We start from the raw sequence: 13,124 nt of genomic DNA, 5'->3' as shown, positions 1-13,124 counted from the left end.
CAGGGGTCGCGAACGTAGGGTGGAGCAAGTCGAGGTCTTTCGGGATGGCAAGCGTGAAGAACTTCCATCATCCGGGAGACCTCGACCCCTACCCGGTCATCGACGCGCTCAACCGACTACACCCTCGTTCGTGAAGAGCCCGTTTCGGTCTTCGCCTTCGGAATCCTCATCGCAGCGATCCGGTCCATTCGGCGCTGACCGCCGGGAGGCACCCGGTCCGTCCGTCACCGCGAACACGTCATAGTGACTACGCAACCAGCAACGCCGCTTGCGCTGTGAAATCGATTTCAGTTACGCTCGTCCCGAGCATGATCGAGGAGGACACCATGCGCTGCACCCTCGGGGTGGATGTCGGGACGTCGAGCACGAAGGGTGTGCTGGTCTCCGACGACGGAACCATCGTCGCGTCGGCCACGCGGAGCCACGACGTGTCGCGACCGCGCACCGGCTGGGTCGAGATGGATGCCGCGATCTGGTGGGACGAGTTCGTCTCGCTCGCCCAGGAACTGCTCGCCGCGCACCCCGACGCCGAGATCGCCGCGGTCGGCGTCAGCGGCATGGGACCGTGCGTGCTGCTCGCCGACGAGAACGACGAGCCCGTGCGCCCCGCCATCCTCTACGGCGTCGACACCCGGGCCACGGCGCAGATCGAGCGCATGACCGCCGACCTCGGCGTCGACGAGATCACCCGCGTCGGCGGTTCGGTGCTCACCTCGCAGGCAGGCGGCCCGAAGATCGCCTGGGTCGCCGAGGAGGAGCCGGATGCCTGGGCCCGCGCCCGCCGCCTCTTCATGCCGGCGTCGTGGCTCGCCCGCAAGCTCACCGGCGCCTACGTGCTCGACCACCAGTCGGCCAGCCAGGTCTCGCCCCTCTACGACATCGAGCACGAGCGCTGGCACGCGCCGTTCTGGGGCCGGTACGCCACGGCGATCGTGCAGCCCCGGCTGGCCTGGGCGGGAGATGTCGCCGGCACGGTGACGCCGGCCGCGGCCGATCTCACGGGCATCCCCGCCGGCACCCCCGTCATCACCGGCACGATCGACGCCTGGACCGAGGCCGTCAGCGTCGGCGCCCACGAGGTCGGCGACCTCATGCTCATGTACGGCACGACGATGTTCCTCGTGGCGACGGGCGACGAGACCCTCCGCACTCCGTCGATGTGGACCACGGCGGGCGCCTTCCCCGGCACCCGCAACCTCGCCGGCGGTCTCTCGACCTCGGGCGCGCTCACCGCCTGGCTGAAAGACCTCACCGACGCCGACTACCCGCAGCTGCTCGCCGAGGCCGAGGCGTCGGGGCCGGGCGCGCGCGGCCTGCTCCTGCTGCCGTACTTCGCGGGCGAGCGCACCCCGATCCAGGACCCGGATGCCCGTGGCGTCATCGCCGGCCTCACCCTGGAGCACTCCCGCGGCGACCTCTACCGCGCAGCCCTCGAGGCCACCGCGCTCGGTGTGCGGCACAACGTCGAGACCATGCGCGCGGCGGGTGCCGACATCCGCCGCATCGTCGCCGTCGGCGGCGGCACCCAGGGTCGCCTCTGGCTGCAGGTGGTCTCCGACGTCACCGGTCTCGTGCAGGAGGTGCCGGCGACGACCATCGGTGCGAGCTACGGCGCCGCGTTCCTCGCGGCCGTCGCCGTCGTGCCCGACGGCGAGGCCCCGCTCATCACCGACTGGAACCCGGTGACCGAGACGATCGCCCCGAACGCCGACCTGCGCGCGGCGTACGACACCCTCTTCGACCGGTACGTGCGCCTCTACGCCGGCACGAAGGACGTGGTGCACGAACTCGCCGCCGACCAGCGCGGCGCCGCCCGCCCCTGACCCTCGAACGAACCCGCCCACCCGCAACGGAGGAACCATGAGCTACACGCTCCCGACGCCGGCATCGCGCCCGGCATCCGCCCCGAAGACCGCTTACCTCATCGCCTCGGGCGACCTGCGCGAGTCGGCCAACACCGCCGGCTGGCCCACCCAGGTCGAGCTCGAAGCCGGCGTGACCGGCGTGCTGAACGACCTCGGCTGGACGGTCGTGCGCGCCAACGACGTCGACCCCGAGACCGGTCACGGCTTCATCTCGAGTCAGCGCATGGGCCTCGAGGTGTTCAAGAACATTCCGACGGATGCTCCGCTGATCGTCGCCGAGGCCGTCTGGCAGTACTCCCACCACGTGCTCGCGGGCCTCCGCACCCACGAGGGACCGATCCTCACGGTCGCGAACTTCGCCGGCGACTGGCCCGGGCTCGTCGGTCTGCTCGGCCTCAATGCCGGCCTGACGAAGATGGACAAGCCGTACGCCACGATCTGGTCGGTCGACTTCACCGATGAGTGGTTCCGGGCCGGCATCCGCGAGTGGACCGAGACCGGGTCGATCACGCACGACGCCTCGCACGTGCGCGCGCTGCCCGCCCTGCCCGACAGCCCCGAGAAGGAGCTGGGCGAGGCGCTCGCCGCCGAGCTGCTCGCGGAGAAGGCCATCATCGGCGTCTTCGACGAGGGCTGCATGGGCATGTACAACGCCATCTTCGACGACGAGCTGCTCAACGCCACGGGCATCTACAAGGAGCGCCTGTCGCAGTCGGCGCTGTACGCCGAGATGCTCGAGGTCACCGATGCCGAGGCGGATGCCGCCTACGACTGGCTGATCGACGCGGGCATGACCTTCCGCTACGGCGAGGACGCCGCGACCGAACTCACCCGCGACCAGGTGCAGTGGCAGCTGAAGATGTACATCGCCGCCCTCCGCATCGCCGACGACTTCGGGCTCGACGCGGTCGGCATCCAGTACCAGCAGGGCCTCAAGGACCTGGTTCCGGCCTCCGACCTGGCCGAGGGCATCCTCAACTCGACCGAGCGTCCGCCGGTGACCTCGCGCGACGGTTCGCGCGTGCTGCACGAGGGTCGCGCCTTCCCGCACTTCAACGAAGCCGACGAGGGCGTCGCGGTCGACGCGCTCGTCACCGACCGCGTGTGGCGGGCGATGGGTCTCGTGCCCGACAACACGCTGCACGACGTGCGCTGGGGCGAGGACTACGACGGGCAGTTCGTGTGGGTGTACGAGATCTCGGGCTCCGTTCCGGCCTCGCACCTGGGCGGATGGCAGAACGCCGAGGGCTGGCGCCAGGGCCACGTGTTCTTCCCGGCCGGCGGCGCCACCATCAACGGCGTCTCGAAGCCGGGCGAGGTCGTGCTGTCGCGCGTGTTCATCGCCGAGGGCATCCTGCAGGCCGATGTCTTCCGTGCGTCGGTGATCGAGCTTCCGGAGGAGGAGACCCAGCGCCGCAAGGATGCGACCAACCCGGAGTGGCCGATCGCGCACGTCGTGCTGCACGGCATCTCGCGCGACCAGTTCATGGCTCGCCACAAGGCCAACCACGCGCAGCTCGTCTACGCCCCCGACGCCGAGACGGCCGACAAGGCGCTGGTTGCCAAGGCGGCGATGCTGAACGGCATGGGCATCAAGGTCAACCTCGTCGGAGACGTCGCGGTCTGAGCCCCGGAGGGGTGACAGGGGGCGGATGCTGCGGCATCCGCCCCTCTTCCGTCTCCACTACCAGGTCGTCCCTCGGCAGAGAAGCGATTCACAGCGGAATCACATCCGAAGAGAAGTTGCAACCCCCGCGCGGAAGTGGAGAGGCGCTTCTACTGTCGCGCTCATGTCAGACCAGTCCGTGACGGAGCGGCGTGCCGCGAAGCGGCTCGACCGCGCGCGGCGGGGCAAGGTCACCTACAACCGGCGGGAGGCGATCGCCGGGTACCTGTTCATCTCGCCCTGGATCATCGGCTTCGCGATCTTCACCGCCGGCGCGATGATCTACAGCCTCGTCATCTCGTTCAGCTCGTACAACCTCGCGACGAACTCCGCCAAGCCCATCGGCTTCGCCAACTACGCCAACCTCTTCGAGGATCCGCGCGTGGCCGTCTCGCTCGGCAACACCCTCTTCTACGCCGTCATGGCGGTGCCCCTCGAGATCATCGTCGCGCTCGTGCTCGCCATGCTGCTCGCCGGGGTACGGCGGGGTTCGGGCGTGTTCCGCACCCTCTACTACCTGCCCAAGATGACCCCGGCGGTCGCGACGGCGGCGATGTTCTTCCTGCTGCTCAACGGCAACTCCGGCGCCGTCAACCAATTCCTGCGACTGTTCGGCATCGACGGGCCGCAATGGCTCGTCGACCCCGCCTGGATCAAGCCCAGCATCGTGCTCATGACGCTGTGGACCGTGGCCGGCACCATGGTGATCTTCCTCGCCGCCCTCAAGAACGTGCCGACCGAGCTCTACGAGGTCGCCTCGCTCGACGGTGCGGGCCCGGTGCGCCGGTTCTTCTCGATCACCCTGCCCATGATCTCGGGAGCGATGTTCTTCAACGTCATCGTGCTCTCGATCGCCGCGTTCCAGGTGTTCGACCAGGCGTACGTGCTGTTCTGGCGCGACCAGAGCAACTCGTCGCCCGAAGCCTCGCTGTTCTACGCGATCTACCTGTTCCAGCAGGCGTTCCGCCAGTTCGACTTCGGATTCGCCGCCGCCATGGCCTGGTTGCTGTTCGTCATCATCATGATCATCACGGTCATCCAGGTGAAGTTCGGCAACAAGTTCGTCTACTACGAGGCGGATCGCTGATGTCCACGTCCTACCGCCCCCTGCCGCCGTCGGTCGAGCCGCCGCGGGAGCCGTCGACCACGGTCGTCACGGTGCCCGAGAAGCGCCGGCGTCGGCGCAACGCCGCCGCCCGCGAGAGCAGCGTCGTCGGGCGCATCCTGCGTCTCGTGCTGCTCATCGGCTTCGCGGCCCTGTTCCTGTACCCCTTCGTATGGCTGCTCGCCGCGAGCCTCAAGCCGCGCGGCGAGGTGTTCGACAACGCGCTCATCCCGAAGACGCCGACACCCGAGAACTACGTCGAGGTGTGGAACCAGCTGCCGCTGACGAACTGGATGTTCAACAGCGTCATGATCGCGCTGCTCGCCGCGGCCGCCGTGTCGATCTCGAGCTCCATCGTCGCGTTCGGGTTCGCGTACTTCCGGTTCCCGGGGCGCGGGCTGCTGTTCGGCCTCGTGCTGGCGACGATGATGCTCCCCGGCGCGGTCACCATGATCCCGATCTACCTGATCTGGAAGCAGACGGGGATGCTCGGCACCTGGGTGCCGCTGTGGGGCATGAACCTCTTCGGATCGGCGTTCTACATCTTCCTGCAGCGGCAGTTCTTCCTCGGGCTGCCGCGCGACCTGTTCGAGGCGGCTCGACTCGACGGCGCGAGCTACTGGAAGATGTTCTGGCGCATCGCGATGCCCCTGTCGATCCCGTCGTTCGTCATCGTCTTCCTCTTCGAGTTCCAGGCGAGCTGGAACAACCTGCAGTCGGCGCTCATCTACCTGAACGCGGGCTCTCCCGAGGACTTCACCGCCCCGCTCGGCATCGCCTATGCGATGACCAAGTACAGCCCCACCGCGGGCGGTCACGGGGACTACCAGTACGTCATGGTCGCGGCCCTGCTGGTCACCCTCCCGATGCTCGTGCTGTTCGCCTTCGGGCAGCGGTACTTCATCGAGGGCGTGGCCACCCAGGGGCGCAAGGGATGAGCGGCATCCGCCGCCGCCGAGAAAGGAAATGCACATGATGCGCAGAACAGCCGCTGCCGCAGCCTTCGTCACGGCATCCGTCGTGGTCCTCGCCGGATGCGGGTCGGGAGGGGGCGGCCAGGCCGCCGACGCCGACTTCGACGCCGAACCCGAGGGGACCCTGTCGGCCTGGGGCTTCGAGAACGCCGACGACGTCGGCACCTCGCGCCTCGACTACGCCGCCGCGCAGCTCGACGGGGTCGAGGTCGACCTCGACGCGACCGCGTTCGACGCGCAGAAGTTCACCACGCGCCTGGCCTCGGGCGACGTTCCGGACGTGGTGCAGATGGACCGCCGCTACGTCACGACCTACGCCGCGCAGGACCTGATCATGCCGCTCGACGCCTGCTTCGACGCGCACGACGTCGACCCGCGTTCGTACTGGTACGAGGCCGTCGTCGACGACGTCACCTACGACGACGCCGTGTGGGGCGTGCCGCAGTTCTATCAGCCGCCCGCGATCCTGCTGAACAAGGCCGTGCTCGACGAGGCAGGGGTGACGGCCGAGGAGATCGACACGTCGAAGCCCGACGTGCTGCTCGCCGCGATCGAGAAGATGTACCAGGAGTCGAACGGCGTGCCCACCCGGCTCGGCTTCGACCCCGTCGCCACGGGGCAGAGCGGCCTGTGGGTGCTCGCCATGGGCGGGCAGCTCAACGACGAGGACGGCAAGCCCACCCTCGACGACCCGAGCAACGTGGCCGGCATCGAGATGCTGAAGCAGATCACGGATGCCCAGGGCGGCTTCGCCGCAGTGAAGAGCTTCACCGACTCGTTCGACACGTTCGGCGACAACAACCAGTACGTCGCCGGTCAGGTCGGGGCGCAGGTCAACGCGCAGTGGTACCCGAACGTGCTGTCGCCGTACGTCGACCAGGTGCAGCTCGAGGCGGTGCCGTTCCGCGACGCCGACGGCGAGCCGTTCTCGGTCGCCTCGGGAACCGCATTCGTCATCCCCGCCGGCGCGAAGAACCCCGCCGCCGCGTGCGCGTGGATGCTCGAGCTCACCTCGGACGAGGCGTGGGACGAGGCCGGCGCGGCGCGGGCCGAGACCCGCAAGGCCGACGGCGGCATCAACACGGGCCTGTTCACGGGATCGCCCGCGGCCGATCAGCGCCTGCGCGACGAGTACGTGGTCGAGAGCGGCAACGCCGGGTTCGACCAGGTGATCTCGACCTACTACGACGTGGTCGACTACGGCCGGTCGTTCGGATCGTCGCCCGCCGGACAGGAGATCCAGAACGAGCTGAACAACGCCATCACCGCGGCGCTGCTCGGCGACAAGAGTCCCGAGGATGCTCTGGCCGACGCCCAGCAGGCCGCGATGCGCGCCTACGACAAGGCCACCGCCGGCTGACCCTTCCCCTCCCTCCCCTCGTCACCCGCCCTTTCCGCTCCCGTCGCACTTTCTGTCGCTTCTCGGCGCTTCAGGCGACAGAGATTGCGACCGGAGCAGGAGGCCGGAGGGGGAGGCAAGGGGGAGGCTGGGGGGACTGGGGGGACTGGGAGGACTGGGGGGTCTGGGAGGACTGGGGGACTGGGGGAGACTGGGGGGATGATTCGACAGGCGGAACTGGCGGGGACGGATGCGGGGGCGGTGAGCCGCCTCGTCGGGGAGTACCTCCGGCAGACCGAGAGTGAGAAGGTCGCGCACGGAGTCGCCGCCCCCACCGTCGGGCTCCCCGCGGCGTACGCGGCGGAGGTCGACGACCCGCTGACCGCCTACGCCGACTGCTCGGTATGGGTCGCCGAGATCGAGGGCGAGGTCGTCGGCGTCGTCGTGCTGCGCGAGGTCGAGGGCGAGACGGAGATCAAGCGGTTGTGGGCCGCCCCGGAGGTGCGCGGGCGGGGCGTGGGCTCCGCGTTGCTCGATGCCGCTGTGGCCTCAGCCCGGGGCCGAGTGCGCCTCTCCGTCTGGGAGTGGCGCACCGACGTCATCCGTCTCTACGCATCGCGCGGCTTCACCCCCGTGCCCCCGTGGGATGCTCGCCCCTCGCTCGTGTGCATGCGCCTCCACCCCTGACCCCGTCCGCCGGCCCCCGCCGCCCGCCCCTTTCGGCCCCCGCCGCCCGCCCTTTTCGGCTCCCGTCGCGATTTCTGTCGCTTCTCGGCGATTCAGGCGACAGAAAATGCGACGGGAACGGGGGTGGGGAAGAAGGGGGAGAGCGCGTCAGGCGGGCGGGAGGCGGAGCACGTCGGGCGACTCGCCGCCCGTGAGGTCGTCGGCGATGCGGATGCTCCGCGCGAGGTCGTCGAGTGCGCCCTCGACCGTGCCGAAGCGCTCGCGGTCGCTGCAGATCGCGGTGAGAGTGATGAGGTGCGACCCCGTGTCCCACGTGTAGGTGGCGAACGGCGGTGCATTCGGCGACGGCGGCACCGGCACGATGAGCTTCTCGCCGGCACCGAGAGCGGTGCGGAACGTCACCGTGTCGTCGTACTCCATCGGCATCGACGCCCGGGCGATGCGCAGCTCGGGGGTGAGCTGCTGAACGGTCGCCATCGCGACGACGAGGTCGGGTTCGGCCTTCCACGTCCACACGAGCACCCGCCCGTCGGCGCGCTTCATGAGCATCGGCGCCGCCTGGCTCATCGCCCACGCGCCGAGCTTCGACCCCGGGCGTCCCGTCACCCCGAGCGCCTGGTTCGCCTGGCCGAGCAGCATGCGGATCGCGGCCTTGCGATGACGCCGCCCCCGCCAGCCCAGGGAGTCGGTCACGGGCATCCACAGCGTGGGGTCGGCATCCGCAATCAGTCGCATGCCCCCACGCTAGACGTTCGACCCGAGAGGATGCCGGTGGGCCTCTCCGGCGCCCGCAGGGCCCTCGGGTAGAGTGGCCAGCGCCCTCACGGGCCGCCCCGCCGGGCACTCCTCGACCGCTTACCGTAAGGCAGCATGTCTGATTCTCCCTCCGACCCGACGAGCGCATCCGCCGGTGAGCGGCCGCTGCGCATCCTGATCGGCGCCGACACGTTCGCGCCCGACATCAACGGAGCCGCCCGCTTCGCCGAGCGGCTCGCCGCCGGTCTCGTGCAGCGCGGACACGACGTGCACGTCTCGGCGCCGAACCAGGCCTATCGCCGCGCCCGCCCGCACACCGAGATCATCGAGGGCGAGCGCATGACCCTGCACCGGCTGCCCTCGGTGCGCTGGGCACCCCACGACTGGCTGCGCTTCGTGTGGCCGTGGCGCTCGAAGCACTACGCGCGCACGGTGCTCGACCGGGTGAACCCCGACGTCGTGCACATCCAGTCGCACATCGTGATCGGTCGCGGTCTCGCGCGCATCGCGCGCCAGCGGGGCATCCCGGTGATCGCCACGAACCATGTGATGGCCGAGAACATCCTCGAGCACACGACCATGCCCGATGCCATCAACCGCTTCATCCTGAAGCACGCGTGGGCCGACGCCAAGCGCACCTTCGACCTCGCGCGCGCCGTGACGACGCCGACCCGTCGCGCCGCCGACTTCCTCGAGAAGACCGTCGCGGTGAAGGGCGTCATCCCCGTGAGCTGCGGCATCGACCGAACGCAGTACACGCCCGTGGTGGGCCCGCGCGAGCAGAACCGCATCGTCTTCGTCGGACGCCTCACCGCCGAGAAGCAGATCGAGGTCATCCTGCAGGCGATGACGAAGCTCGACCCGGCGCTCGGCACCACGTTCGACATCGTCGGCGGCGGCGACCAGCGCAAGCAGCTCGAGAACCTCGCGAACCAGCTCGGCCTCGCCGACCGGGTGACCTTCCACGGCCGCACGACCGACGAGGAGCTGCGGGCCGTGCTCTCGCGCGCCAGCCTGTTCGTGATCGCGTCGATCGCCGAGCTGCAGTCGATCGCGACCATGGAGGCGATGGCGTCGGCGCTGCCGATCGTCGCGGCGGATGCGGTAGCCCTGCCGCACCTCGTGCACCACGGCGAGAACGGCTACCTGTTCGAACCCGGCAACGCCGACGAGCTGGCGGCCCGCCTCACCGACGTGCTGACGGCCGACGCGGCGGAGTACGAGCGGATGCAGCAGGCCTCGCTCGACGGCGTCGCCATCCACGACATCAACCGCACGCTCGACACGTTCGAGGCGCTGTACCGCGACGCCCCCCTGCCCGAGTGACGCCGATGCACGTCGTGTTCTTCGGCGACCAGCACCTCGACTCGCTCGGCGGTGCCCAGGTGTCGATGCGGCTGCAGCGGGAGTTCCTCGAACGCGCCGGGCACACGGTCACGGTCGTGGCGCCGCGAATGCACGGCGCTCGCGCGCAGAGAGCCGCCCCGCACCCGGGGAACCTCGACCTGCCCTCGATGCCCATCACGCTCGACCGCGAATACGCGATGAGCTGGCCGGGGAGGGCGACCGACCGGATGCTCGATCGGGCGATGGCCGCTCGTCCCGCCGTCGACCTGGTGCACGTGCAGGCCGACTTCTGGGGTGCGTTCATCGGTCACCGTTACGCCCACCGCCACGGCATCCCCGTCGTGCACACGATGCACAACCGCGTCGACGTCGGTATGGCCGCGGTGACCCCGCTGCATCGTCCGGCCCTCGCCGTGCTGAACGCCTGGCGTCGAGCCGCGTTGCGCGGCGTCGGCGAGCGAGTCGGCGGCAGTGACGGATGGGCGTTCCTGCGGGGGCTCGCGGCCGCGGCATCCGCCGTCACCGCCCCGTCGACGCACTTCGCGCGGCGGCTCGAGCAGCACGGGGTGTTCGACCATGTCGACGTCGTCTGGAACGGCATCGACGACGACGTGCGCGCCGCGACCCTGGCGGATGCTCCGTCGACCCGCCCGCCCGGACGTCCGCGCTTCGTGTGGCTCGGCCGCATGAGTCCCGAGAAGCGGCTGCTGCCGTTCCTCGAATCGTGGGTGGCCTCGGGTGTCGACGCCGAGCTCGAGGTGATCGGCGGAGGAGGGCAGCGCGCGGCCGCCGAGCGCATCGTCGCCGGCCGTGACGGCGTGCGCTTCGCCGGGCGCCTCACCTACCCCCAGACGCTGGCCCGCATCGCGGCCGCGGATGCTCTCGTGCAGACGTCGATCGGCTTCGAGACGCAGGGCATGACCCCGTTCGAGGCCGCGACCCTCGGGACGCCGTCGATCATCAGCGACCCCGACATCGCCGCCGAGCTGGGCAGCGGGTTCTGGGCGGTTCCGGATGCCGGCGCCGACGAGCCGCGTCGCGTCGCTGCGCTCGCCGAGACGCTGCGGGCCGCGGCATCCGATATCAGTGCCGGCCGCGCGCCGACCCCGTCGCCCGAGGTCGCCGAGGCGTTCCGTCAGTCGAGCCGCACGGCGGCGATGGTCGAGGTGTACGAGCGGGTGCTCGGCGCGCGGTGAGACACCACTTCTGTCGTGAGACCCCACGTGCGCCGTGGTGTCTCACGGCAGATGCGAGGCCTCGCGGCGAGCACGCGGGAGCAGAGCCGGGTCAGCCCAGCGCGTAGAAGAGTGAACTCACCCAGCCCACCAGCACGCCGACGACCTGCGCGCCGCCGACGCCGATCGCGATGCCGGCGAGCAAGCGTGAGTCGGTGCGTCGCAGAGAGATGAGCCCCAGGGTGAGCGCGGCTGCGGCGGCGAGGAAGCCGACGAGGTTGACCACGAAGCCGAGCACGCCCAGGCCCTCGTAGTCCATCGGCTGCGCCAGGAAGATGAACGGGTAGATCAGCGTGTAGAGGGTCGAGATCGCGAACCCGACGAGCGCGAGGATGAACGCGAGACGCGCGAGTCCGCCGCCCGTGCCGCCCGTGCCGCCGGTGTTCTGCGGGTACGGCTGTCGGCCGTATGCGGGCGGGGTCTGCGGGGTGCCGTAGTGGCCCGGATGCTGCGGCGCGGCCTGTCCGAACGGCTGCTGCGCGCTGGGCTGCTGTCCGTAGTGCGGGGTGGGCTGCTGGGCGCCGGGCTGCTGGCCGAAGTGCGGGGTCGGATGCTGCTGGCCCTGCTGGCCCTGCTGGCCCTGCTGGCTGTGCTGGCCGTGCTGGCCCTGCGGGTTGTACGGCGGGGTGGGCTGCTGGCCCTGCGGGCCCTGCGGGCCCTGCGGGCCCTGCGGGCCCTGGGGGCCCTGCGGGCCCTGCGGGCCGTACGGCGGGGTGGGTTGCTGCTGGGCGCTGGGCTGCTGCTGGCCGAAGTGCGGTGACGGAGACGGCCGGAAGGACGGCTGCTGCGGGTCGCTCATGACCCGAGCGTAGACCCCCGCGGGTTCGCGGCGCGATGGGCGGGCACGGGGATTCCGGGCATGCGGTGCATGCGGGAGGCTGCGGCGTGGTCGGTGGGGTCAGCGGTAGCCGTGCGCGGTCTCCGCGCGCTGCAGGGGGTCGCTCGGGGGAACGCGGCTCCAGTCGGTGGGGGTGGCGCGGTAGCCGTCGCGGCGCAGTTCGACGGCGGTGGCGGTGCCGGCCCAGATGACGGTGGCGACGAGGAGAAGGAGGAGTACCATGGCAGAAACGCTACGGAAGTGCCATATCTGCCACGAGTGGCAGCACGGACGGTATCCGTAGGAATCCTGCCAAACCGGGGAGCGCGTATGAAGACCGTCGCCTGCATCGTCCAAGACGGTTTCGCGCCGTTCGAGTTCGGGCTCGCCTGCGAGGCGTTCGGGCTCGACCGGTCGTCCGACGGCGTGCCCAATTTCGACTTCCGCGTCGTCGCGCCGCACCCCGGCGTCGTGACTTCGAAGCTCGGGTTCTCGATCAACGTCGAGCACGACCTGACGTTCGCCTACGAGGCCGACCTCGTGGTGTTCTGCCCCGTGCCGCGGGAGTGCTGGACGAACATCGACCCGCTGCTGATCGACGTCGCCCGGCACGCCGTCGAGCGCGAGGCCTGGGTGCTGACGATCTGCAGCGGCTCGTTCATCCTCGGGGCAGCGGGGGTGCTCGACGGGCGCCGCGCGACCACCCACTGGATGTACTCCGAGACGCTCGCGGCGATGTACCCCGAGGTCGAGATCGACCCCGACGTGCTGTTCGTGCAGGACGGCCGGGTCATCACGAGCGCGGGCACGGCCGCCGGCATCGACGCGTGCCTGCACCTGCTGCGCGTCGAGCTCGGTGCCGAACTCGCCAACCGCATCGCTCGCCGCATGGTCGTGCCGCCGCAGCGCGACGGCGGACAGGCGCAGTTCATCGATCGCCCCATCCCCGTCGTGCCGAGCGACTCGCTCGCGGCGGTGGCCGACTGGGCGGTGGAGCACCTGCGCGACGACCTCGGCGTCGAGCAGCTCGCCGCCCGAGCGCTCATGTCGCCGCGCACCTTCGCGCGTCGGTTCAAGGCCGAATACGGGGCGACGCCCGCGGCCTGGCTCGCCCGGCAGCGCATCATCCACGCGCAGCGGATGCTCGAACGCACCGACCTTCCCCTCGACCGCATCGCCGAGGAGTGCGGCTTCGGGTCAGCAGCGGTGCTGCGGCAGAACTTCGCCCGCGTGCTCGGTACGACGCCCACGGCGTACCGCGCCCGCTTCTCGTGCGCGGTCCCGGCATCCGCCCCCGCCCTGGCCTCCTGACCCGGTCCCCCCGTCCGCCCCC

12 protein-coding genes are annotated in these 13,124 nt (G+C 70.3%); 9 read left to right on the top strand and 3 right to left on the bottom strand.

Going from position 1 to position 13,124, the window contains the following annotated elements; genetic code table 11:
* The first annotated feature begins 326 nt into the window (after positions 1-326).
* The 6 genes from AC3A3J_RS00125 (at position 327) to AC3A3J_RS00100 (ending at position 7,636) form a co-directional block, all read left to right on the top strand.
* Positions 327-1,823 (top strand): FGGY-family carbohydrate kinase, encoded by a 1,497-nt coding sequence (locus AC3A3J_RS00125; protein WP_487670326.1) that lies wholly within the window; start codon positions 327-329, stop codon positions 1,821-1,823.
* A 37-nt stretch (positions 1,824-1,860) separates the two neighbouring features.
* Positions 1,861-3,492 (top strand): fucose isomerase, encoded by a 1,632-nt coding sequence (locus AC3A3J_RS00120; protein ID WP_487670325.1) that lies wholly within the window; start codon positions 1,861-1,863, stop codon positions 3,490-3,492.
* 163 nt (positions 3,493-3,655) lie between these two features.
* Positions 3,656-4,618, top strand: coding sequence for a carbohydrate ABC transporter permease (locus AC3A3J_RS00115; protein ID WP_487670324.1), 963 nt, complete (start codon positions 3,656-3,658; stop codon positions 4,616-4,618).
* Entirely contained in the window at positions 4,618-5,574 is a 957-nt protein-coding gene (locus AC3A3J_RS00110; RefSeq protein ID WP_487670323.1) for a carbohydrate ABC transporter permease, read from the top strand. Before AC3A3J_RS00115 ends, AC3A3J_RS00110 begins: the two co-directional genes overlap by 1 nt.
* Positions 5,575-5,608: 34 nt before the next feature.
* A complete protein-coding gene (locus AC3A3J_RS00105; protein WP_487670322.1) occupies positions 5,609-6,970 on the top strand; it encodes an ABC transporter substrate-binding protein in 1,362 nt (453 codons plus the stop codon).
* A 198-nt stretch (positions 6,971-7,168) separates the two neighbouring features.
* On the top strand, positions 7,169-7,636 hold the full coding sequence (locus AC3A3J_RS00100) for a GNAT family N-acetyltransferase (protein WP_487670321.1): 468 nt from the start codon (positions 7,169-7,171) through the stop codon (positions 7,634-7,636).
* A 147-nt stretch (positions 7,637-7,783) separates the two neighbouring features.
* On the opposite strand, the gene AC3A3J_RS00095 is transcribed toward AC3A3J_RS00100, so the two are convergent.
* A complete protein-coding gene (locus AC3A3J_RS00095; RefSeq protein ID WP_487670320.1) occupies positions 7,784-8,371 on the bottom strand; it encodes a hypothetical protein in 588 nt (195 codons plus the stop codon).
* Positions 8,372-8,506: 135 nt separating this feature from the next.
* Here AC3A3J_RS00095 and AC3A3J_RS00090 point away from each other — a divergent pair, with 135 nt between their 5' ends.
* Both AC3A3J_RS00090 and AC3A3J_RS00085 read left to right on the top strand, forming a co-directional pair.
* Positions 8,507-9,718 (top strand): glycosyltransferase, encoded by a 1,212-nt coding sequence (locus AC3A3J_RS00090; protein ID WP_487670319.1) that lies wholly within the window; start codon positions 8,507-8,509, stop codon positions 9,716-9,718.
* Positions 9,719-9,723: 5 nt separating this feature from the next.
* Entirely contained in the window at positions 9,724-10,935 is a 1,212-nt protein-coding gene (locus tag AC3A3J_RS00085) for a glycosyltransferase family 4 protein (protein WP_487670327.1), read from the top strand.
* A gap of 91 nt (positions 10,936-11,026) precedes the next feature.
* On the opposite strand, the gene AC3A3J_RS00080 is transcribed toward AC3A3J_RS00085, so the two are convergent.
* Both AC3A3J_RS00080 and AC3A3J_RS00075 read right to left on the bottom strand, forming a co-directional pair.
* On the bottom strand, positions 11,027-11,773 hold the full coding sequence (locus tag AC3A3J_RS00080; RefSeq protein ID WP_487670318.1) for a hypothetical protein: 747 nt from the start codon (positions 11,771-11,773) through the stop codon (positions 11,027-11,029).
* A gap of 99 nt (positions 11,774-11,872) precedes the next feature.
* Complete coding sequence (locus AC3A3J_RS00075) at positions 11,873-12,034, bottom strand: hypothetical protein (RefSeq protein WP_487670317.1); 162 nt, start codon at positions 12,032-12,034, stop codon at positions 11,873-11,875.
* A gap of 87 nt (positions 12,035-12,121) precedes the next feature.
* On the opposite strand from AC3A3J_RS00075, the gene AC3A3J_RS00070 reads away from it, so the two are divergent.
* Entirely contained in the window at positions 12,122-13,102 is a 981-nt protein-coding gene (locus AC3A3J_RS00070; protein ID WP_487670316.1) for a GlxA family transcriptional regulator, read from the top strand.
* Positions 13,103-13,124 lie beyond the last annotated feature (22 nt).

This window comes from Microbacterium sp. Soil_N32 (genome assembly GCF_057655505.1).
This window is presented reverse-complemented; position numbering and strand designations above follow the sequence as displayed.

Coding starts and splice junctions, on each gene's coding strand:
- AC3A3J_RS00095 (WP_487670320.1), bottom strand. CDS start 8,371: ATGCGACTGATTGCGGATGCCGACCCCACGCTGTGGATGCCCGTGACC.
- AC3A3J_RS00100 (WP_487670321.1), top strand. CDS start 7,169: ATGATTCGACAGGCGGAACTGGCGGGGACGGATGCGGGGGCGGTGAGC.
- AC3A3J_RS00105 (WP_487670322.1), top strand. CDS start 5,609: ATGATGCGCAGAACAGCCGCTGCCGCAGCCTTCGTCACGGCATCCGTC.
- AC3A3J_RS00115 (WP_487670324.1), top strand. CDS start 3,656: ATGTCAGACCAGTCCGTGACGGAGCGGCGTGCCGCGAAGCGGCTCGAC.
- AC3A3J_RS00120 (WP_487670325.1), top strand. CDS start 1,861: ATGAGCTACACGCTCCCGACGCCGGCATCGCGCCCGGCATCCGCCCCG.
- AC3A3J_RS00085 (WP_487670327.1), top strand. CDS start 9,724: ATGCACGTCGTGTTCTTCGGCGACCAGCACCTCGACTCGCTCGGCGGT.
- AC3A3J_RS00070 (WP_487670316.1), top strand. CDS start 12,122: ATGAAGACCGTCGCCTGCATCGTCCAAGACGGTTTCGCGCCGTTCGAG.
- AC3A3J_RS00075 (WP_487670317.1), bottom strand. CDS start 12,034: ATGGTACTCCTCCTTCTCCTCGTCGCCACCGTCATCTGGGCCGGCACC.
- AC3A3J_RS00110 (WP_487670323.1), top strand. CDS start 4,618: ATGTCCACGTCCTACCGCCCCCTGCCGCCGTCGGTCGAGCCGCCGCGG.
- AC3A3J_RS00090 (WP_487670319.1), top strand. CDS start 8,507: ATGTCTGATTCTCCCTCCGACCCGACGAGCGCATCCGCCGGTGAGCGG.
- AC3A3J_RS00080 (WP_487670318.1), bottom strand. CDS start 11,773: ATGAGCGACCCGCAGCAGCCGTCCTTCCGGCCGTCTCCGTCACCGCAC.
- AC3A3J_RS00125 (WP_487670326.1), top strand. CDS start 327: ATGCGCTGCACCCTCGGGGTGGATGTCGGGACGTCGAGCACGAAGGGT.